The organism is Bradyrhizobium guangdongense, from assembly GCF_004114975.1.
Classification (GTDB): Bacteria; Pseudomonadota; Alphaproteobacteria; order Rhizobiales; family Xanthobacteraceae; genus Bradyrhizobium; species Bradyrhizobium guangdongense.
In genome coordinates this window covers 4,250,172-4,268,996 of sequence record NZ_CP030051.1, presented here as the reverse complement: position 1 = coordinate 4,268,996, position 18,825 = coordinate 4,250,172, and the positions used below count along the sequence as shown (strand labels likewise).

At 65.0% G+C, this 18,825-nt stretch carries 20 protein-coding genes and 1 pseudogene; 19 read left to right on the top strand and 2 right to left on the bottom strand.

Annotated elements, in window-relative coordinates; genetic code table 11:
• Positions 1-14: 14 nt before the first annotated feature.
• The 5 genes from X265_RS20425 (at position 15) to X265_RS20405 (ending at position 5,588) form a co-directional block, all read left to right on the top strand.
• The gene (locus X265_RS20425) at positions 15-1,370 is read left to right on the top strand and encodes a pyruvate dehydrogenase complex dihydrolipoamide acetyltransferase (protein WP_128966439.1); all 1,356 of its coding nucleotides are present in this window, start codon (positions 15-17) and stop codon (positions 1,368-1,370) included.
• Positions 1,371-1,396: 26 nt separating this feature from the next.
• Positions 1,397-1,627 carry a hypothetical protein gene (locus X265_RS20420; protein WP_128966438.1) on the top strand — a complete coding sequence of 77 codons (231 nt, stop codon included), beginning with the start codon at positions 1,397-1,399 and terminating at the stop codon, positions 1,625-1,627.
• Positions 1,628-1,644: 17 nt separating this feature from the next.
• Positions 1,645-3,063 (top strand): dihydrolipoyl dehydrogenase, encoded by a 1,419-nt coding sequence (lpdA, locus tag X265_RS20415; RefSeq protein ID WP_128966437.1) that lies wholly within the window; start codon positions 1,645-1,647, stop codon positions 3,061-3,063.
• Positions 3,064-3,207: 144 nt separating this feature from the next.
• A complete protein-coding gene (locus tag X265_RS20410; protein ID WP_128966436.1) occupies positions 3,208-4,449 on the top strand; it encodes a threonine synthase in 1,242 nt (413 codons plus the stop codon).
• 167 nt (positions 4,450-4,616) lie between these two features.
• On the top strand, positions 4,617-5,588 hold the full coding sequence (locus tag X265_RS20405; RefSeq protein WP_128966435.1) for a tripartite tricarboxylate transporter substrate binding protein BugD: 972 nt from the start codon (positions 4,617-4,619) through the stop codon (positions 5,586-5,588).
• Positions 5,589-5,600: 12 nt separating this feature from the next.
• Here X265_RS20405 and X265_RS20400 read toward each other — a convergent pair whose 3' ends face one another.
• Complete coding sequence (locus X265_RS20400) at positions 5,601-7,787, bottom strand: lytic transglycosylase domain-containing protein (protein ID WP_128966434.1); 2,187 nt, start codon at positions 7,785-7,787, stop codon at positions 5,601-5,603.
• 303 nt (positions 7,788-8,090) lie between these two features.
• Here X265_RS20400 and X265_RS20395 point away from each other — a divergent pair, with 303 nt between their 5' ends.
• From X265_RS20395 to X265_RS20390, 3 genes are all read left to right on the top strand, one after another.
• The gene (locus tag X265_RS20395) at positions 8,091-9,827 is read left to right on the top strand and encodes an adenylate/guanylate cyclase domain-containing protein (RefSeq protein ID WP_128966433.1); all 1,737 of its coding nucleotides are present in this window, start codon (positions 8,091-8,093) and stop codon (positions 9,825-9,827) included.
• 106 nt (positions 9,828-9,933) lie between these two features.
• Positions 9,934-10,110, top strand: a complete 177-nt coding sequence (locus X265_RS40645; RefSeq protein WP_164938706.1) for a hypothetical protein — start codon at positions 9,934-9,936, stop codon at positions 10,108-10,110.
• 216 nt (positions 10,111-10,326) lie between these two features.
• Positions 10,327-10,539 (top strand): hypothetical protein, encoded by a 213-nt coding sequence (locus X265_RS20390; protein ID WP_128966432.1) that lies wholly within the window; start codon positions 10,327-10,329, stop codon positions 10,537-10,539.
• Between the two features lie 9 nt (positions 10,540-10,548).
• On the opposite strand, the gene X265_RS20385 is transcribed toward X265_RS20390, so the two are convergent.
• Positions 10,549-11,268, bottom strand: a complete 720-nt coding sequence (locus tag X265_RS20385) for a GntR family transcriptional regulator (RefSeq protein WP_244659357.1) — start codon at positions 11,266-11,268, stop codon at positions 10,549-10,551.
• A gap of 196 nt (positions 11,269-11,464) precedes the next feature.
• On the opposite strand from X265_RS20385, the gene X265_RS41465 reads away from it, so the two are divergent.
• The 11 genes and pseudogenes from X265_RS41465 to X265_RS20335 all read left to right on the top strand — a co-directional run bounded on the left by X265_RS41465 (position 11,465) and on the right by X265_RS20335 (position 18,824).
• Positions 11,465-11,881 (top strand): VOC family protein, encoded by a 417-nt coding sequence (locus tag X265_RS41465; protein WP_244659358.1) that lies wholly within the window; start codon positions 11,465-11,467, stop codon positions 11,879-11,881.
• Between the two features lie 44 nt (positions 11,882-11,925).
• A pseudogene (locus tag X265_RS41460) lies at positions 11,926-12,360 on the top strand (VOC family protein); the annotation flags it as partial.
• Between the two features lie 39 nt (positions 12,361-12,399).
• Positions 12,400-13,971 carry a bifunctional 3-(3-hydroxy-phenyl)propionate/3-hydroxycinnamic acid hydroxylase gene (locus X265_RS20375; protein WP_128966430.1) on the top strand — a complete coding sequence of 524 codons (1,572 nt, stop codon included), beginning with the start codon at positions 12,400-12,402 and terminating at the stop codon, positions 13,969-13,971.
• A 34-nt stretch (positions 13,972-14,005) separates the two neighbouring features.
• Positions 14,006-15,334 (top strand): MFS transporter, encoded by a 1,329-nt coding sequence (locus X265_RS20370; RefSeq protein WP_128966429.1) that lies wholly within the window; start codon positions 14,006-14,008, stop codon positions 15,332-15,334.
• Between the two features lie 23 nt (positions 15,335-15,357).
• Positions 15,358-16,206 carry a fumarylacetoacetate hydrolase family protein gene (locus X265_RS20365; RefSeq protein WP_128966428.1) on the top strand — a complete coding sequence of 283 codons (849 nt, stop codon included), beginning with the start codon at positions 15,358-15,360 and terminating at the stop codon, positions 16,204-16,206.
• A complete protein-coding gene (locus X265_RS20360; protein WP_128966427.1) occupies positions 16,206-16,766 on the top strand; it encodes a cytochrome b in 561 nt (186 codons plus the stop codon). Before X265_RS20365 ends, X265_RS20360 begins: the two co-directional genes overlap by 1 nt.
• Before the next feature lie 81 nt (positions 16,767-16,847).
• A complete protein-coding gene (locus X265_RS40640; RefSeq protein ID WP_164938705.1) occupies positions 16,848-17,108 on the top strand; it encodes a hypothetical protein in 261 nt (86 codons plus the stop codon).
• 143 nt (positions 17,109-17,251) lie between these two features.
• On the top strand, positions 17,252-17,473 hold the full coding sequence (locus X265_RS20350; RefSeq protein ID WP_128966426.1) for a hypothetical protein: 222 nt from the start codon (positions 17,252-17,254) through the stop codon (positions 17,471-17,473).
• Positions 17,474-17,548: 75 nt separating this feature from the next.
• A complete protein-coding gene (locus X265_RS20345; RefSeq protein WP_244659359.1) occupies positions 17,549-17,839 on the top strand; it encodes a hypothetical protein in 291 nt (96 codons plus the stop codon).
• 3 nt (positions 17,840-17,842) lie between these two features.
• On the top strand, positions 17,843-18,040 hold the full coding sequence (locus X265_RS20340; protein ID WP_128966424.1) for a CbtB domain-containing protein: 198 nt from the start codon (positions 17,843-17,845) through the stop codon (positions 18,038-18,040).
• A 10-nt stretch (positions 18,041-18,050) separates the two neighbouring features.
• A complete protein-coding gene (locus tag X265_RS20335; RefSeq protein ID WP_128966423.1) occupies positions 18,051-18,824 on the top strand; it encodes a CbtA family protein in 774 nt (257 codons plus the stop codon).
• Position 18,825 lies beyond the last annotated feature (1 nt).

Genomic DNA, 18,825 nt, shown 5'->3' with positions numbered 1-18,825 from the left:
TTCGTGAGGTCAGCATGCCCATCAACATCCTGATGCCAGCTCTTTCGCCGACGATGGAGAAGGGCAACCTCGCCAAGTGGCTGAAGAAGGAAGGCGACAAGGTCAAATCAGGCGATGTCATCGCCGAGATCGAGACCGACAAGGCCACCATGGAGGTCGAGGCCATCGACGAGGGCACGATCGCCAAGATCCTGGTGCCCGAGGGCACGCAGGACGTGCCGGTCAACGACGTGATCGCGGTGCTCGCCGGCGAGGGCGAGGACGTTAAGGCCGCGGGCAGCGCCAAGCCGAGCGCTTCGGCCGCGCCGCCGAAGGCCGCTGAAAAAGCCGCGGAAGCTCCCGCCGCTGCACCCGCTGCCGCCCCTGCGCCCAAGGCGGCACCCGCCGCCGCTCCTGCACCACAGGCAACTGCACCGGCTGCGCAGAGCAACGGTCATGGCGGCCGCGTGTTCTCCTCGCCGCTGGCGCGGCGTCTCGCCAAGGAAGCCGGCATCGATGTCTCGATGGTGTCGGGCACCGGTCCGCACGGCCGCGTCGTCGCACGCGACGTCGAGCAGGCCAAATCGGGCAAGGGCCTCAAGGCGCCCGCAGCAGCTCCTGGCGGTGGCGCGCCCTCGATCGCGCCGACCATGTCGGACAAGCAGATCCTGTCGCTGTTCGAGCCGGGCTCCTACGACATCGTTCCGCATGACGGCATGCGCCGCACCATCGCGCAGCGCCTGACCGCGTCGATCCAGAACGTCCCGCACTTCTATCTCACCATCGACTGCGACATCGGCAAGCTGCTCGCCGCGCGCGAGGAGATCAACGCCGCCGCGCCGAAGGACAGGGAGAAGAAGCCGCTCTACAAGATCTCGGTCAACGACTTCGTCATCAAGGCGATGGCGGTGGCGCTGCAGAAAATCCCGAACTGCAACGTCAGCTGGACCGAAAGCGGCATGGTCAAGCATCATCATTCCGACGTCGGCGTCGCCGTGGCGATGCCGGGCGGCCTGATCACGCCGATCATCCGCATGGCGGAGACGAAGACGCTCTCGACCATCTCCAACGAGATGAAGGATTTTGCCGCGCGCGCGCGTTCCCGCAAGCTGAAGCCCGAGGAATACCAGGGCGGCACCACGGCCGTCTCCAATCTCGGCATGTTTGGCATCAAGGACTTCACGGCGGTGATCAACCCGCCGCATGCGACGATCCTTGCTGTGGGCACCAGCGAGGAGCGGCCGGTGGTGCGGAGCGGCAAGATCGAGATCGCGACAATGATGAGCGTGACGCTGTCTTGCGATCACCGCGCCATCGACGGTGCGCTCGGCGCCGAACTGATCGGCGCATTCAAGCAGCTGATCGAAAACCCCGTCATGATGATGGTCTGAAGCCGTCGTTGATAGGACCACGTCGAATGCGAACGCGCTGGCCCTGGATTTCGATGCTGCTGTCGATCATCGTTCTCGTCAGCCCGATCGGCACGGAAATCCTGCACGACGCATTCGTCAGCGGCGAGCAGCTCTCGCGCAGCATTGCGCAGCCGATCGCCCTCATCGGATTTGCGATTCTGATCTCGATCTGCATCGTCGAATGGCTGGTCAGGTCGATCGTTTCAAAACGCCGCGCCCGCGGTGCAACGGTTTGAGTTGAATGGGAGCCGCCATGGCCGATACATCCTTCGACGTCATCATCATCGGCTCCGGTCCGGGCGGCTACGTCACGGCGATCCGGGCCGCGCAGCTCGGCTTCAAGACCGCGATCGTCGAGAAGTCCTATCTCGGCGGCATCTGCCTGAACTGGGGCTGTATCCCGACCAAGGCGCTGCTGCGCTCGGCCGAGATCTACCATTACATGCAGCACGCCGGGGATTACGGCCTCTCGGCGGAGAAGGTCTCGTTCGATCCGAAGGCGGTGGTGCAGCGTTCGCGCGGCGTCTCCAAGCGACTGAACGACGGCGTCGGCTTCCTGATGAAGAAGAACAAGGTCAGCGTGATCTGGGGCGCCGCCTCGATCGACGCACCCGGCAAGATCACCGTGAAGAAGTCCGACGTCGAGGGCCCGAAGGGCTCGTTGGGCGAGGGGAGCTATCAGGCCAAGCACATCATCGTCGCCACCGGGGCGCGGCCGCGGGTGCTGCCCGGCCTCGAGCCCGACAAGAAGCTGATCTGGACCTATTTCGAGGCGATGGTGCCGGAGCGGATGCCCAAGTCGCTGCTGGTGATGGGCTCGGGCGCCATCGGCATCGAGTTCGCGTCGTTCTTCAAGACCATGGGCTCTGACGTCACCGTGGTCGAGGTGCTGCCGCAAATCCTGCCGGTCGAGGACGCGGAGATCGCGGGCCTTGCGCGCAAGCGGCTCGAGAAGCAGGGCATCAAGATCCTCACCAATACCGGCGTGACCAAGCTGGAGAAAAAAAGCGACAGCGTGGTCGCAACGCTCGACGACGGCAAGGCCAAGCAGACGGCCGAGTTCGAGCGTGTCATCTCCGCGGTCGGCGTGGTCGGTAATATCGAGAATCTCGGCCTCGAGAAGCTCGGCGTCAAAACCGAGCGCGGCTGCATCGTCATCGACGACTACGGCAAGACCAACGTTCCCGGCATCTACGCCATCGGCGATGTCGCCGGTCCTCCCATGCTGGCCCACAAGGCCGAGCATGAGGGCGTGATCTGCATCGAGGCGATCAAGGGCCTGCATCCGCATCCGATGGACAAGCTGATGATCCCGGGCTGCACCTATTGCCATCCGCAAGTCGCATCCGTCGGTCTCACCGAAGCCAAGGCCAAGGAGAGTGGCCGCGAAATCCGCGTCGGCCGCTTCCCCTTCGTCGGCAACGGCAAGGCGATCGCCCTCGGCGAGGACCAGGGCCTGGTCAAGGTCATCTTCGACAAGAAGACCGGCCAGCTCTTGGGCGCCCACATGGTCGGCGCCGAGGTGACCGAGTTGATTCAGGGCTATGTGGTTGCCATGAACCTGGAGACCACGGAAGAAGAGCTGATGCACACGGTGTTCCCGCATCCGACGCTGTCGGAGATGATGAAGGAAGCCGTGCTGGATGCGTATGGACGGGTGTTGAATATTTGAGGGGCGAGGGCGGCGCCCTGCGCCGTCATTGCGAGCGCAGCGAAGCGATTCAGACTGCCTCCGCGGAAAGACTCTGGATTGCTTCGCTGCGCTCGCAATGACGAGCAGAGAGATCCATTTTCAGAACAAGAAGGAAATCATCCCATGCACGACAACGACAACCTCACCATCGAACGCCCGACCTTCGTCACCCATCTCGAATGCGCGATGGAGGGCGACCACTATGCCGCCGACCAGATCCATAACCTCTCCAAGGCCGGCAAGCCGCTGCTCGTCCGCTACGACCTTGCGGGTGTGAAGAAGGCGCTGACCAAGGACGCGCTGGCCCAGCGCCCCGCCGACATGTGGCGCTACCGCGAGCTGCTGCCTGTACGCAAATGCAAGGACATCGTTTCGCTGGGCGAAGTCACCACGCCGCTGATCCGCCTTCCCAAGCTCGGCAAGAAGCTCGGCGGCGGCGAGATCATCGTCAAGGATGAGGGACGCCTGCCGACCGGCTCGTTCAAGGCGCGCGGACTCGTGATGGCGGTGTCGATGGGCAAAGCGCTCGGCATCAAGCATATGGCGATGCCGACCAACGGCAATGCCGGTGCGGCGCTCGCGGCTTACGCGACCTCCTGCGGCATCAAGACCACGATCTTCTGCCCGGCCGACACGCCGGAGGTGAATGTCAGCGAGATCGAGCTGCAGGGCGCGACCGTCTACCGCGTCAACGGCTATATCGACGATTGCGGCAAGATCGTCGGCGAGGGCAAGGCCAAGGTCGGCTGGTTCGACACCTCGACGCTGAAGGAGCCGTACCGCATCGAAGGCAAGAAGACGATGGGCCTCGAGCTTGCCGAGCAGCTCGGCTGGGACGTGCCCGACGTGATCTTCTATCCGACCGGCGGCGGCACCGGCCTGATCGGCATGTGGAAGGCGTTCGACGAGCTGGAAAAGATCGGCTTCATCGGTTCGAAGCGCCCGCGCATGGTGGCGGTACAGGCCTCCGGCTGCGCGCCGATGGTCCGCGCCTATGAGGCCGGCACCGAGCATGCCGCGCGTTGGGAGGATGCGCACACCATCGCTTCGGGCATTCGCGTGCCGCAGGCGATCGGCGACTTCCTGATCCTGCGCGCCGTGCGCGAGAGCAAGGGCTTTGCCATCGCGGTCGACGACGACAAGATTTCGTCGGCGCTGAACGAGGTCGCGCGCGAGGAGGGGCTGCTGCTCTGCCCCGAGGGCGCCGCGACCTATGCCGCCTACAAGGAAAGCCTCGCAGACGGCCGCGTCTCGAAGGGTGACCGCGTGATGCTGTTCAATTGCGCGACCGGCCTGAAGTACCCGCTGCCGCCGGTCACCCGCACGCTCGATCGCCACAAGCCGATCGACTACGCGCAGTTCTAGCTCTTCTCCCTCGCCCCGCTTGCGGGGAGAGGGTCGGGGTGAGGGGGACTCTCCGCGGGGGCGGTGACAGTTGGACTCGCGGAGACTCCCCCTCACCCGAAAGCTTCGCTTTCGACCTCTCCCCGCAAGCGGGGTGAGGTGAAGAAAAAAACGCTGCGGAGGAAGCAATGAAAAAGGCCGTCTGGGCCGGGCTGATCGGATTTCTCGCGCTCGCCGGCGCCGCGCGCGCCGACGATTATCCCTCGCATCCCATCACCATCATCGTGCCCTTTGCGGCCGGTGGGCCGTCCGATGCGATGGCGCGCGTGCTCGCCGAGCGGATGCGGGTCTCGCTCGGCCAGCCCCTGGTGATCGAGAATGTCACCGGTGCCGGCGGCTCCATCGGGGTAGGGCGCGCCGTGCATTCGCCGCCCGACGGCTACACCATCTCCTTCGGCCATCTCGGCACCCATGTCGCAAACGGTGCCGTCTACAAGCTGAACTACGACCTCGTCGCCGATCTCGAGCCGGTCGTGCTCCTGCCGAGCAACCCGATGATCGTGGTCAGCAAGAATGCGGTGCCGGCGACCTCGCTGAAGGAGCTGCTGGCGTGGCTGAAATCGCGACCGTCGCCGCCGACGGCGGGCACGGCGGGAGCCGGTTCCGGCAGCCACATCGCCGGCGTCTACTTCGAGAGCGTCTCCGGCATCAAGCTGCAATACGTGCCGTACCGCGGCACGGCGCCGGCGCTGAACGATCTGATCGCCGGCCAGATCGATATCATCGTCGACCAGACCTCCAACTCCATCAACCAGGTTCGCGCCGGAACCATCCGTGCCTACGCCGTCACCGACGACAAGCGTCTGGCCTCGGCCCCCGACATCCCGACCGCGGATGAAGCGGGCCTGAAGGGCTTCAACATGACGCTGTGGTCGGGCATGTGGGTGCCGAAGGGCACGCCGAAGGAAATTGTCACCAGGCTCAATGCGGCCGCAGTGGAAGCGTTGAACGATCCCGCCGTGAAGAAGCAGCTGGAAAGCCAGGGCCTGGGGATGACACCCAAGGATCAGCTCACGCCGGAGGCGCTCGGCATCAGGCAGAAGGCCGAGATCGCCAAATGGTGGCCGATCATCAAGGCGGCGAACATCAAGGTGGAGTGATCCGGTCCGCGTCTACTGCGGACCCACAAAGCCAACCGGCGTCGCCTTGGCGCTCGAATCCTGCGTCACCACGCGTTGGTCGCTCTTGCCGGCAACCGCGCCGCTGCCCTCGAACCTCGCGCGATAGACCAGCACGTTCTCCATCACACGCTGGACGTAGTTGCGCGTCTCCGACAGCGGGATGCGCTCGACCCAGTCGACCGGATCGACATTGGGATCTCTGGGGTCGCCATGTGCCTGCACCCAGTCGCGCACCCGGCCGCGGCCGGCATTGTAGCCGGCGAAGGTCATGATCTGGTTGCCCCGGTATTCCGACATGAGCGCGCTGAGCTCGGCGGCGCCCATCTGCGTGTTGTAGACGGGGTCGGAGACCATCCTGTCCCAATCGTAGGTCACGCCGAAGCGCTTTGCGGTGTCGCGGCCGGCCTCCGGGGTCACCTGCATCAGGCCGACGGCGTTGGCGGACGACTTGTCGCGCTGGTCGAACGCGCTTTCGGTCCGCGCCACCGAATAGATCACGCTGGTATCGATCGCCGGCGCCACCTGCTTGTGTTCGGGAATGCCGATGGTGGGAAACGCATAATGGTCGAGCGCCATCCCGCGGGCCAGCGCCGACTTGCCGACCTCGAGCATCACGCGGGCATCGTTGCGCTGGCCGGCGAGCTCGCCGAACGCCGCGAGTGCCGCGACATCGGAGCTCTCCTTGGCGAAATCCTCGGCGAAGTAGAGCACCACGTCGCGCTCGCCGATGCCGTACAGCATGTCGGCGGCGCGGACGCGCTCGTCTGCCGCAGGCGTCTCGGCGGCAGTCAGCACGGGTGAGGGGGCGCGCAGCTCGATTCCCTCGAGGCCGAGCCGGGCACGGGCGAGCTGGCCGTAATAGGCGGTCGGATAGCGCGCGGCCGCCTTGTAGCTCATGCGCGCATCGGCCATGGCTCCCATCGCCTCGGCCGCGCGGCCTCGCCAGTAATGAGCGCGAGACAGCGCGATCGGATTGGTCGAGCCTTCGTCGATCGCGGCGAAGTGTGCCATCGCCGCCCTGGGATCGCCCAGATAGCGCAGCGCGATCCAGCCGCACATGAAGTGATAATCGACGCGATAGACCTCCATCGCCGGCACCGCGGCGGCGCGCACCACGTCGTATGCGGTCGTGAACCTGCCCTGGTCGAGCAGTTTTCGGGCCAGCAGGCGGCGCTCGCGCCACCAGGCATCGGTGTCCTGCGCCGCCATCGTGTCGGGCGCAGCCGCCAGGATCAGTTCGGCCGCATCGTCGATGTGGTCCTTCTGGATGTGCCATTGCGCGCGGCACAGGACATAGCCGAGGTCGCGGCGGGCGTCTGCCGACACGTCGTCGAGATAATCCTTGGCCTTGTCGGCCTTGCCGTTGACTGCGGCGCAGGCCTTGACGATGGCGAGCGCATCCTCGCCGAGACGCTTTGCGGCGCGTTTCGCGCCGGCATAGTCCTTGGCGCCAAGACGCTTGTCCATGCGGGCGCGATGATCCTCAGGCCGCAACAGATCGTGGAACGCTTCGTAGGAATCCTCCTCGCTGCGCTCGGACAATTCGTCGGACCGCCAGGCCTCGCGAACAAAACGCGCGGCCCTGTCGCTGTCGCCCTCGGAGAGCAATACGCGGGCGAGGGCGAACTTGCCCTTGGCGCTGGCCGGCCGGTCCATCGTGAAGGCGTGCACGGTCGCCGCATCGCTCTTCTCCTGCCACAGCCGCGCCTCGGCGCGGCGGCGCAGCAGCGCGGCGCTCGGCCAATCCGGATTGGCGGCGAGGAAGGCGGCATAGCGCTTGAAATTGGCGGTGCTCTCGGAATGGCGCAGCATGAACCAGTCGGCGAGCTTCTGTCCGGCGGGATCGGCAATGCGATCTCGCGCCGCAGTCGCGTCGTCGGCCTTGCCCTTGCGTGCGAGGTCGATGGCGTCCTTCAGCGCGGCAAGGTCGCCGGTCAGCGGCGGCGGTGCCGGCTTGTCCGCAGGCTCGTCGTCACGTTGCTTGGACTTGTGCTTGGCCTCGGCATGTTTGCCATGGCGCGATTTCGCCGCGACATGGCGATGCTTGCCGGCTTTCGTCTCGTGCGTCTTCTTGGAAGCGGACGATTTGTGGCTGCTCTTCGCCACCGAGGCGGCAGGCACGAAGGCCAACGCGGCGACGGCCACGACACACGCGAGCGAGCGTAGGCACTGGTTCATTCCATGGTCCCCCTGCGAAACCACTACAAACCAAGGTCCGCGACGACATGCGGCTTGAGAATCACGACACCGGCAACGATGCCACGGTATCGTCTCGCATTCCTCACGCTCGTTCAACAATGCGGCAAAATACGGATTGGAACTGGGGAACTCGGAGCGACAGTGGCTTTAACCTTTGTTAACGAATTGGCCCTCGCGTGGTGGTTGCAACTGCTCGCAGGGCATGGACGCGATTGCGCGTGTTCCTCACCCAAAATCCGGTGTATTGAGTTCCACCGATCCTTCTATTCAGCCTTTACCTTCATGCCGCTTTTCAACCAGTCGATCCGGCGCAAAATCGTCGGCATCGCCCTCGGATTGATCGTCCTGATGCTGGTCACCTCGATCCTGTCGATGGTGATGTCGAGCAAGGTCGGCATTCTCCTGGACGAACTGACGAACCGCTACATCCCGGCCTACGGCCATCTGGCCCGCGCCAATGTCCGCTCGCTGGAGCGGGCGCTGGCGCTGCGGCGCATGGTCATGACCAGGATGCAGTCGCCGACGGACGAGGAGGCCTATGCGGCCCGCCTGCACGAGTTCGAGGTGACGGACCGGAGGATCGAGGAGGAGGCCGAGGGCGCGCGCAAGCTCATCAACGCCATCATCGACGATCCCAGGACCCCTTCGGACAATGCCGCGCTGGCGCGGATCGAGATCCGCATCGAAACCGCCGTCACGGACCTGCGCCGCGACCTGGATCAGGATCGCGCAACGCTCCTCAAGCAGGTCGACGCCAAGCAGATGGCGGAGGCCCGCGCGACGCTGGAACACATCGACGGCGTGCGCGACCAGTTCAACCAGAAGATCGATGCGATCCGCACCGACATGCTGGCGCAGGTGTTTTTCAGCACGTCGCAAGTGATCGGCCACCAGCGCCAGGCGATCATCGTGTCGGGCATCGTCACCTTGCTCGCGGCGATCGTCGGGTTCGTCTTTGCGCTGCTGGTCTCCAGCGGCATCACCCGCCCGGTGCGGCTGCTGCTCGCCGGCACCCGCGAGGTCGAAGCGGGGCGCTTCGACAAGACCATTGCCGTCTCGACCCAGGACGAGATCGGCGAGCTTGCGGCCGCCTTCAACCGCATGATCGAGCAGCTGCGCCACAACGAACGCATCCGCGAGACCTTCGGCCGCTACATCGATCCCAAGGTGGTGCAGGGTCTGATCGACCGGCCGGAGGTCGCGATCGACGGCGAGCGCCGGGTGATGACCATCATGTTCTGCGACATGAGCGGCTTCACCTCGATGAGCGAGGGCATGACGCCCCGAGGCCTCGTCAAGGTGATGAACCATTATTTCACCGTCATGTCCGGCCCGATCCGCAGCAATCGCGGCATCATCGACAAATATATCGGCGACGCCATCATGGCCTATTGGGGCCCGCCCTTCATCGAGGAGAACGAGCAGGCGCTGCTCGCAGGACTCTCCGCCATCGACATGGCCGAGCAGGTGCCCGCGCTGCAGAAGCAGTTGCCTGACCTGCTCGGCATCCGCGCCATGCCGGCGCCATGTGACCTGCGCATCGGCATCGCCACCGGCGAGGTCCTGACCGGCAGCATCGGCTCCGAGCTGATGATGAGCTTCACCGTGATGGGCGATGCCGTGAACCTTGCCTCGCGTCTCGAGGCCGCGAACAAGGTCTACGGCACCCGCATCCTGATTGCGCAGGCGACGGCGGAGGCGATCGGCGCCAAGCTCGAATTGCGCGAGATCGATCGTCTGGCAGTGGTCGGCCAGAGCGCGCCGCAAGCGATCTTCGAGGTGATGAGCAGGGCCGGCGCGCTGACCGCGGCGCAACAGGATCTTCGCAAGCACTATGCCGAAGGCCTTGCCGCCTATCGGGCGTGCCGCTTCGATGACGCACGCGTGGCCTTCAACGCCGCGCTGGAGAGCAGCCCCGGCGATGGTCCTGCGCGCACGCTGCTTGCTCGCATCGCGGAGTTCGAGGCCCGCCCGCCCGCGGCCGATTGGGACGGCGCTTGGCGGATGGACAGCAAATAGCCGTCCGGTCCGCGAATAATTGTTTCTACCCCATAACGATGTTCGCCGTGACCTAATTTCCGGGCTTAGGTTTGCTGTCCCTAGGGCGTTTGATGGGGATACGCCGATGACAGAACTTGAGGACAGGCTGGAGCGGTTCGAGACACTCACCGCCGAATGCGAGCTGATTGCAAAGCTCGCCACCGACAGCACCAAGCGCGAATTCTACCTGAAGCTCGGGGAGCAGTATCGCCAGCTCGCGGTCGATATGCGCCAGGCGATCGCGATCAAGGCTGCCGCCTGACGCGAGCTGACGGTTTTCGCTGCAGCGAGCCGCATGCCGGGCATCTGTCTCGCCGGCGAGCCGTCGCCCGGTCGCAATCGGTTCTTAACAATTGGGTCGCATCCTTGACGAGAAGCAGGGAGTCGCCCGTCGCGATTCGCTGCGATGGGAATGCCTGGGGCAAGGTTGCGCTGCAATGTTGCCCGCGAACCGAACTCGTCCGGCAGTTGACATCCCATGCGCCTGTTTGCGGTCGTCTTGTTTGCGCTTTTGACAGCAGCCTGCAACCAGGAGCAGGACGTCACCGGCTCGACCCCGGTTTGCCCGATGCGCAGCTACTCGTCGTTCAATCCGCGCGACATGAACCAGTGCGTTGCCGCCTGCAAGGCATGCGACCACGGCAACACCGTCACGTGCTCGACAGCCTGCACGCTCCACGGCGCGCGGTGAGGGCGAAGGTCAGCCTCGCGCCACCTCACGTCGCAACTCGGGGAAAATGGCCTCGTCCTGAAGGATGACGTCGGCCGTTCGCTGATAATGGGCCGTGAGCAGCTTCACCGCCAGATCGGCATCGCCGCTCAGTACCGCCTCCATGATGGCAGCATGCTCGTCGCCGACGTGACGCGACGGAAAGGCCTTGCTGATCGACAGGCGCCGGTAGCGATAGAGCTGGTCGGCAAGCTGGCCGCAGAACCCGATCAGGGATTGCGAGCCACATTGGCCGATCAGGGTGCGATGGTAGATGCGATGCAGCTTTTCCCATTCGGGATTGTCGGCGAATTCGGTGGCACTCAACGACCGGGGCACACGGCTCAGCCTGTGGTGCGCGAGGACGAGCTGCTCTTCCCATTCAGGCGTGGACGCCGCCATGGACTCGCGGAGCGCCAGCGCCTCGATCCAGCAACGTGTCTTGGTCAGCTCGGCAAGCTCCGCGCGGCTGACGTCCTTGACATAAAAGCCGCGCTGCTCGCGGACCTCGACCAGTCCGTCGGCGGTCAACCGGTTGAGCGCCTCGCGCAGCGGCGTTTGGCCGGTCTGGTAGGTCTCCATCAGGAACCGCATCTGCAGCTTGCGTGACGGGGCGAGGCGTCCGGACAACAGGTCCTCGCGCAGCCGGTCATAGACGTGGCTCGCCTGCGTCGAGGGGGCCGGCAGTGTGGACGCCGCAGTCAATTCCACCGTTCCAGCCTCCATTGTTCGCTCAGCTCACGGTGCGCCATCATATACATCTGATCACGAGTCCATAAAATGTATAAATTTCTGTTGCGGTGATCGTTTTGTGTAATAAAAGGGGGTGGTCGGTCATGAAAGTGCGACCGCGATCAAGAAAGCCACGCGGTCTGCCCGGACAGTGGCCTGACGGAGGAGTGCGTTCATGGCCCGGTTTCCGGTGACTGCGCTGCGCAGCGTCGATCTCGGCACGCCGGATCTGGATCGCTCCGTGGCGTTCTATCGCGACGTTTGGGGTCTTGCGCCCGTCACCCGGGAAGCCGGCGTTGTTTATCTGCGCGCGACCGGCAGCGACCACCACGTCGTCGCGCTCTACCGAAGTGAGCAGCCCGAGCTTGGCGCGGTGACGTTTCGCGCAGCGCGCGCGGACGATCTCGATTCCATTGCCGCGAACGCACTTGCCGAAGGCGCGCGGCTGATCCGCAGTCCAGCTCCGAACCAAGCGCCCGATGGCGGCATGATGCTGGCCATTCGTGCGCCGGACGGCGGCGTCCTGCGCTTCGTTCACGACGACCTCAGTCATCTGCCGGAGCCTTCGCAAGGCGATCGGCCCGAAGGCTAGCCCACGTCAATCTCAACAGCACGGATGTCGATCGCTCCGCCGCCTTCTACGAGAGGGCGCTTGGCTTTCGGCTGACGGACCGCTCAAAGGCGATGGCGTTCGTTCGCTGCAACAGCGATCACCATGCGGTCGTGATCGCCGACGCCAAGGTCAGCGGACTCAATCACGTGGCTTTCCTGATGCCGAACCTGGAAGCGGTGATGCGCGGTTCGGGCCGCATGATCGACGCCGGTTACCCGATTGCCTGGGGGGTTGGTCGCCATGGTCCCGGCGACAACGTGTTTTCCTACTTCATCGACCCCGTGGGGACCGTGATCGAATACACCGCCGAGGTGCTCCAGGTCGACGACAGCTACGTCGTGCGGGGCCCGGATCATTGGGTCTGGCCGCCCGGTCGCACCGATCAATGGGGCATCGCGCCGCCCAAGGCCGACCACGTGAAGGCCGCGCAACTCTCCGTCCGCTACGCCGCGCGCTGAGCACGACGATCAATCAACACGCAAACGAGGTCTCGGTCAGTGTCCGTTTCGAAGCCCGCGAACGATGTCCAGGTTGCTGTCGTCGGCTTCGGCCCGTCAGGCGCCGTCGCCGCCAGCCTGCTCGGCGCAGAGGGGATCCAGACCCTGGCGGTCGACCGCGACCGAGCGGTCTACGACAAGCCGCGTGCAATCGCGCTCGATCACGAGATCCTGCGGCTGTTCGACAATCTCGGTGTTGCCGAGCCGCTCAGTCCGCACATTGCGCCGTTTCCGGCGTCGGAGCATTTCGGCGCGCGCGGCCAATTGATCCGCCGCATCGATATGGTGAGTGAGCCTTATCCGCTCGGCTACACCCCGACCATGGTGTTCACCCAGCCGCCGGTCGAGGAGATCCTGCGCGCCCATGCGCGGTCCTATCGGTCGGTGGTCGTGGAGCTCGGTACCGAGCTCCGCAAGCTCGAGCAGGCGCCTGATGGTGTGACGCTCGAGCTGTGCGGCGACCAGGGCACGCGCAACGTCACGGCGGACTATGTCATCGCCTGCGACGGCGCATCGAGCGCGGTTCGCCGTCAGCTCGGGATTGGCTTCGACGATCTGGTCTTCGACGAGCCCTGGCTCGTGATCGACCTCAGGGTCAACGCATCTGGGCTTGCCAAGCTGCCGCGCACCGCGGCGCAGTTCTGCGATCCGTCACGGCCGACCACCTATATCGTCGGCCCGGGCTCGCACCGGCGGTTCGAGATCATGCTGCTGCCCGGCGAGGATCCACGCGCAATGGAGCAGCCCGAGCAGGTCTGGCGGCTGTTGGCGCGCTGGCTCACGCCTGATGATGCGGCGCTGTGGCGGGCGGCGAGCTATCGCTTTCATGCCCTCGTCGCCAGCAAATGGCGCGAAGGGCGCGTCTTCCTTGCCGGAGATGCCGCCCATCAGCAGCCGCCGTTCATTGGGCAGGGGATGTGTCAAGGCGTTCGCGATGTCGCCAATCTGGTCTGGAAGCTCGCGCGCGTTCTGCGCGGCGCCTCCGGCGAGGCGCTGCTCGATACCTATCAGGACGAACGCAGCGCTCACGTCCGTGAGCTGACGAGCCGCATCAAGGCGATCGGCCACGTCATCTGCGAGCGCGATCCGGAAGCGGCTGCCGCGCGCGATGAGCGCATCCTCGCCGAAGGCGGCGGCGTGCCGCGGACCATTACCCGCCAGGAGATCGTGCCGCCGCTCAGCTGCGGCCTTCGCGCCGACGTGCCGCATACTGCCAACGGCACGCTGTTTCCCCAGCCATGGATCATGACATCCGGCGGCCGGCAATTGCTCGACACCATGTGCGGCGCCGGATGGCGGCTCGTGCTGCGGGCCGACAGTGCGGTGGCACGATCGCGTGCGATCGCGTCACACGCTGTGGAGATCGGCTTGCGCCTGATCGCGATCGCAACGGCGGATCACGATCAGCTGCCGTACATCCTGCGGGAGGAAAGCGACGTAGTGACGGATTGGTTCGCGCGGCACGCCTGCGCGGCCGCGATCGTCCGCCCCGATCACTACGTCTACGGCGTCGCGGCAGACGAAGCCGGACTAGCTGAGATGCTGTCAGGTCTCGAGGCGAGGCTGCGATGAACAAAACAACGATAACGCTCAAGAGGGGGAAATCATGCCGTCATCGTCGAGCTTGACGACGGGGCCCGCGGTGCCTGCGCGCGCCTATGCGGTTCTCATCATGTTGTTTCTGTTCCAGACCATCAACTTCTTCGACAAGCTGGTCTTCGGCCTCTCGGCGGTGCCGATGATGAAGGAGCTGTCGCTCAGTCCGAAGGAGTTCGGCCTGATCGGTAGCAGCTTCTTTCTGCTGTTCTCGCTCTCGGGCATGGCGGTCGGACTGTTCGTCGTCGGCCGCTTCCCCGCGAAGTGGATCTTGCTGCTGCTCGCCGCCATCTGGTCGGCGACACAGCTCCCGGTGTTCTTCTCGAGCTCCGTCATGGTGCTGGTCGTGTGTCGCATTCTGCTCGGCGCGGGTGAGGGCCCTGGCCTGCCGACGGCTTTGCACGCCTGCTACAACTGGTTTCCTGCCGATAAACGCAGCGTCCCGAGCGCAGTCGTTCTGCAGGGCATCAGCGTCGGGCTTCTGGCCGGCGGCCCGCTGCTGACCTACGTGATCATCAATCACGGCTGGCGCACCGGCTTTCTGGTTTGCGGACTGCTCGGCATTGCCTGGATGTTCGCCTGGAGCGTCATCGGCGGGGAGGGACCCTACGCCGCGGCGGACATTGGAAACGATGCGACGGCGGCCTCGCCGAAACTGCCGGCGCGACTGTTGTGGTGCGATCCGACGGTGATCGGCGTCATCATCATGTCGACCATGTCGTACTGGATCGTCGGCATCTCCGCGACGTGGCTGCCGCCGTTCCTCCAGCTCGGGCTCGGCTACAAGCCGACCGACGTCGGCTGGATCATTTCCGCGATCTACATGTTCCAGTCGCCGTTGCTGCTCAGCGGCTCCTGGATCACGCAAGTGCTTCAGCGTCGGGGCTGGAGCCTGCGCGCCTGCCTCGGCAATGCCGCGGGATTGGCGCTGCTGATTGCGGGCTGCGCACTGCTGCTCAGCATCGTGACGACAGGCGCGTTCCAGCTCGCCTGCGTGGCGATCGCCTTCGCGGCACCAAGCCTCACCACGATCTTCGGACCGGTCGCGCTTGGCGCCGTGGCGCCCGCGGCCCAGCGCGGCCGGCTGATCGTCGTGATCTATTCAGGCAATGCAGCGTCCGCGCTGTTCTCGAACGCACTGACCGGATGGATCGTCGGCGAGGCGGGCAGCAATAGCGCGCTCGGCTATGCCCATGCCATGACGTTCACCGCCGGCATTCTCATCGTCGGCGCGGTTGCCGCCTTCGCACTCATCTTCCCGGAGCGGACCATCGCGCGCTTTGCGAAGACCTCCTCGCCGTCATCTTCAGCTACCATTGTTCCCGCCACGTCGACCTGATCGGCCTATCTCAAGGACACCACATGAAATTCGCAAGCTTTGAAATCGACAACGCCGCCTCCTGGGGCCTGGTGGAGGGCGACAGCGTGGCCGATCTCGGCACCGTCCTGAAGGATCGCTATCCCGACCTCAAATCGGCGATCGCAGCCGGCGCGCTGGCCGAAGCGGCCGCCGCAGCCGGCAAGGCAAAGCATCACCCGCTGTCGAAGATCACCTTCCTGCCGGTGATCCCGAACCCCGACAAGATCCTCTGCATCGGCCTGAACTACGAGAACCATCGCAAGGAGACCGGCCGCTCGGAGGTCGAGAACCCCACCGTCTTCGGTCGCTTCGCCAACAGCCAGACCGGACATCTCACCGACATCATCCGCCCCAAGGTCTCGACCCAGCTCGACTTCGAGGGCGAGCTCGCGGTGATCATCGGCAAGCCTGGCCGCTATATCTCGCGCAGCGAAGCGTGGGGCCATATCGCCGGCTATGCCTGCTACAACGAGGGCAGCGTGCGCGACTATCAGCGCCACACCCACCAGTTCACGCCGGGCAAGAATTTTTCCGCGACCGGCGGCTTCGGTCCGTATCTCGTGACGCCCGACGAGGTCGGCGATCTCGGACGCTTGCGCTTGCAGACAAGGCTCAACGGCGAGGTGGTGCAGGACACCACCATCGACGAGATGATCTTCGACATCCCGCGCCAGATCGAATATTGCTCGCAGTTCACCCGGCTCGAGCCCGGCGATGTCATCGCCACGGGCACGCCTGGCGGCGTCGGCTCCAGGCGTACGCCGCCGATCTGGATGAAGGCCGGCGATGTCGTCGAGGTCGAGATCGACAAGGTCGGCCTGCTGCGCAACGGGATTGCCGACGAAGCCTGATGTCCTCGGAAGTCACGACGGCCTATGCGCCGCTGCTGCGCAGGATTCACTGGGCAACGGCGGTGCTCTTCATCGTAGCGATGCTGATCGGTTTCTACTGCGGACTTCAGCCGCCCGGCACGTCACCGCGCCGCGAGCTGCTGGAGGTGCACAAATCGCTCGGCATGACGCTGCTGTTCCTGTCGGTGCTGCGGCTGATGGTACGCGCCGCGACGAAGGCGCCGCCCGAGCCGTCTTCCTTCGGGGTGCTGCTGCGCTTCGCGGCCCGGCTGAATCATCTCGCGCTCTATCTCATCCTGTTTGCGATGCCGCTCACCGGCTACGCATTTTCCGCGGCCGGCGGCTATTCGCTGAAGTACTTCTGGACGTTCAGTTGGCCCCGCCTGGTGAGCGGTAGCCCTGGAATCGCCCATGCCGGCGAGATCGCGCACGATACGCTGGCCTATGTCGTCTACGCCGTCGTGGCCCTGCACATCGCCGCGACCGTCTGGCACGCGTCGGTGATGCGCGATGGAACATTGGCCCGGATGTGGCCGCACCAGGGGAACGGCGAGCGCTGAGCTCGCTGGTGTCGGGGCACCGGAACGATTCACTTGGGTTAATCATTAGAGGAGGGGCGGCAGGACGCGGAGTCCTATGGAATGGGTATGCTCGATCCCGGTCGGTTTCTGGTGTCGTGCTCGCATTGCGAGACATGGCCGATGGCCGCCAACGTCAAGCGCTCGAACTGGTCGGCATCCCCGCACGAAGTCCGCTTCGTGTGCCCGCGCTGTCGCCGCGAAGAGACGGCCATCATTTCGGCCTCCGGCGAGCTGACGCCGATCAAGCGCATCGACGTTCCTCCGCGAGACGTCAAGGCGGCCTGGGCTCAGGCTCAGCAGCGGCCAAGAGGGCGAGCGTAGCTCGCCCGTCTTCAAGGGGGAGAGGACGAGCGTAGGTCGCCCGTCTTCAAGGGTGAGAGGGCGAGCATAGCCTGATCGCTTTCCGGAACTCGGCTGCTCGTCCAGCGTTTCCGTTTCGACACCAACGCATCGAGACCCAGCGCATGATCAGCGAACATTTCGACATCCGTACGCGGATCAACATGAAGCTGGCGCTGGACCGGGTCTGCCGCAATCGCCCCGATGGAGCGGATCATCGCTTCCGCAAATCGGTTGCGGAAAACATCATCCGTTGCGCGCTCAACGGCCGCACCGGCATCGGCCAGCTCGTTGATGCCGGCGAGCGCGCCATGATCAGGACGCGTGGCGAGCGCACGCCGGCCTGATTGAGGCCTGCGGAAATTCGTCGACATGGTAGGATCGCAGCCAGGAGCATGGTGCTCCCGGGGGCGTGCGACAGCTTGAGCAGCGAAGTCCATTGGCGGGATGACATCGCCTCGCTGGTGTTTCCGGTCACCGGACACGGCGCGATCTGCGCCGTGCACCGCGGCGCATTCCGGACGCTGCTCGGCACCGAGCCCTCGCCGGAGGCCTGCCTCGGTTATTTCCGGCGGTTCGAGACCGTGTTTCGGGCCGCCGCCGACGCCAAGATTGTGCGCAGGGACATTTTGCCCGGGACAAGTCTGCATCTTACCAGTCGCGACATCGCCCGGAAGCTGCTAGAAGACGGCCAAATCGCCAATGGAGAATAGACCATGAGCCAGTCCCAGCTCGCCCACGCCTCCCAAGCCGCGCTTCCCGTCGCCGCGGGGCAGGTGGGACGGCTGTCGCAGGCTGTGATGGCCATGGTGCTCGGCCTCTTCGTCGTCGGCATGGTCGGCTTCTCGCATATCGACGTGGTCCACAATGCCGCCCACGACGTCCGCCACTCGAACGCATTCCCCTGCCACTGACCGGGATGGCATGAGCACGTTTCGCTCGATCGTCTTCGCCTCGGTTATTTCAGGTTTCATCGTCGGTCTCGTCGTCACGGTCGTCCAGCAGTTCGGCACCGTTCCCCTGATCCTGAAGGCGGAAGTCTTCGAGAAGGCGGCCGAGACGCATCCGCATGACGCTCCGGTCGCGGCACAGCCGGCGGCTGATGGCCACGACCATGCAGCCCACGATCACGGCGACCATGCACATGGCGCAGGTGATCATGACCATGGTGCCGGGGCCTGGGAGCCGCACGACGGTTTTGAGCGCAATGCCTATACGGCCGCCGCCAACGTCCTGACCGCGATCGGATTCGCGTTGCTGCTGGCCGGCTTCTTCGCCGTGCGCAGCGGTGCGACCGGCATCAGCGTGTCCTGGCACGAAGGCCTGCTGTGGGGTCTGGCGGGATTCGCCGTCTTCGCCCTGGCGCCCGGCCTCGGCCTGCCGCCGGAGCTCCCCGGCGTGCCGGCGGCGCCGCTGTTGTCGCGTCAGATCTGGTGGCTCGCGGCCGTGCTGGCGACATCAGGAGGGCTTGCGCTGATTGCCTTCCGCCGCTCGGTGCCGGCGGCGATGTCAGGCGTGATCCTGCTGACCCTGCCGCATCTGATCGGTGCGCCGGAGCTCGCCAACATCGAGACCAACGTGCCCTCGTCGCTGACGCATCAGTTCGTCACGGCGGTGACGGTGACGAGCCTGGTGTTCTGGACCTTGCTCGGCGGTCTGACCAGCGCGGTGTTCGCACGCTTCGACCAGCGGGCCTGAA

Excerpts from the sequence above, each read along its gene's own strand:
- X265_RS20405 (WP_128966435.1), top strand. The coding sequence starts at position 4,617 with ATGAAAAAGGCCGTCTGGGCCGGGCTGATCGGATTTCTCGCGCTCGCC.
- X265_RS20335 (WP_128966423.1), top strand. The coding sequence starts at position 18,051 with ATGAGCACGTTTCGCTCGATCGTCTTCGCCTCGGTTATTTCAGGTTTC.
- X265_RS20370 (WP_128966429.1), top strand. The coding sequence starts at position 14,006 with ATGCCGTCATCGTCGAGCTTGACGACGGGGCCCGCGGTGCCTGCGCGC.
- X265_RS20340 (WP_128966424.1), top strand. The coding sequence starts at position 17,843 with ATGAGCCAGTCCCAGCTCGCCCACGCCTCCCAAGCCGCGCTTCCCGTC.
- X265_RS20395 (WP_128966433.1), top strand. The coding sequence starts at position 8,091 with ATGCCGCTTTTCAACCAGTCGATCCGGCGCAAAATCGTCGGCATCGCC.
- lpdA (WP_128966437.1), top strand. The coding sequence starts at position 1,645 with ATGGCCGATACATCCTTCGACGTCATCATCATCGGCTCCGGTCCGGGC.
- X265_RS40640 (WP_164938705.1), top strand. The coding sequence starts at position 16,848 with ATGGGTATGCTCGATCCCGGTCGGTTTCTGGTGTCGTGCTCGCATTGC.
- X265_RS20350 (WP_128966426.1), top strand. The coding sequence starts at position 17,252 with ATGATCAGCGAACATTTCGACATCCGTACGCGGATCAACATGAAGCTG.
- X265_RS40645 (WP_164938706.1), top strand. The coding sequence starts at position 9,934 with ATGACAGAACTTGAGGACAGGCTGGAGCGGTTCGAGACACTCACCGCC.
- X265_RS20365 (WP_128966428.1), top strand. The coding sequence starts at position 15,358 with ATGAAATTCGCAAGCTTTGAAATCGACAACGCCGCCTCCTGGGGCCTG.
- X265_RS20390 (WP_128966432.1), top strand. The coding sequence starts at position 10,327 with ATGCGCCTGTTTGCGGTCGTCTTGTTTGCGCTTTTGACAGCAGCCTGC.
- X265_RS41465 (WP_244659358.1), top strand. The coding sequence starts at position 11,465 with ATGGCCCGGTTTCCGGTGACTGCGCTGCGCAGCGTCGATCTCGGCACG.
- X265_RS20360 (WP_128966427.1), top strand. The coding sequence starts at position 16,206 with ATGTCCTCGGAAGTCACGACGGCCTATGCGCCGCTGCTGCGCAGGATT.
- X265_RS20400 (WP_128966434.1), bottom strand. The coding sequence starts at position 7,787 with ATGAACCAGTGCCTACGCTCGCTCGCGTGTGTCGTGGCCGTCGCCGCG.
- X265_RS20420 (WP_128966438.1), top strand. The coding sequence starts at position 1,397 with ATGCGAACGCGCTGGCCCTGGATTTCGATGCTGCTGTCGATCATCGTT.
- X265_RS20425 (WP_128966439.1), top strand. The coding sequence starts at position 15 with ATGCCCATCAACATCCTGATGCCAGCTCTTTCGCCGACGATGGAGAAG.
- X265_RS20410 (WP_128966436.1), top strand. The coding sequence starts at position 3,208 with ATGCACGACAACGACAACCTCACCATCGAACGCCCGACCTTCGTCACC.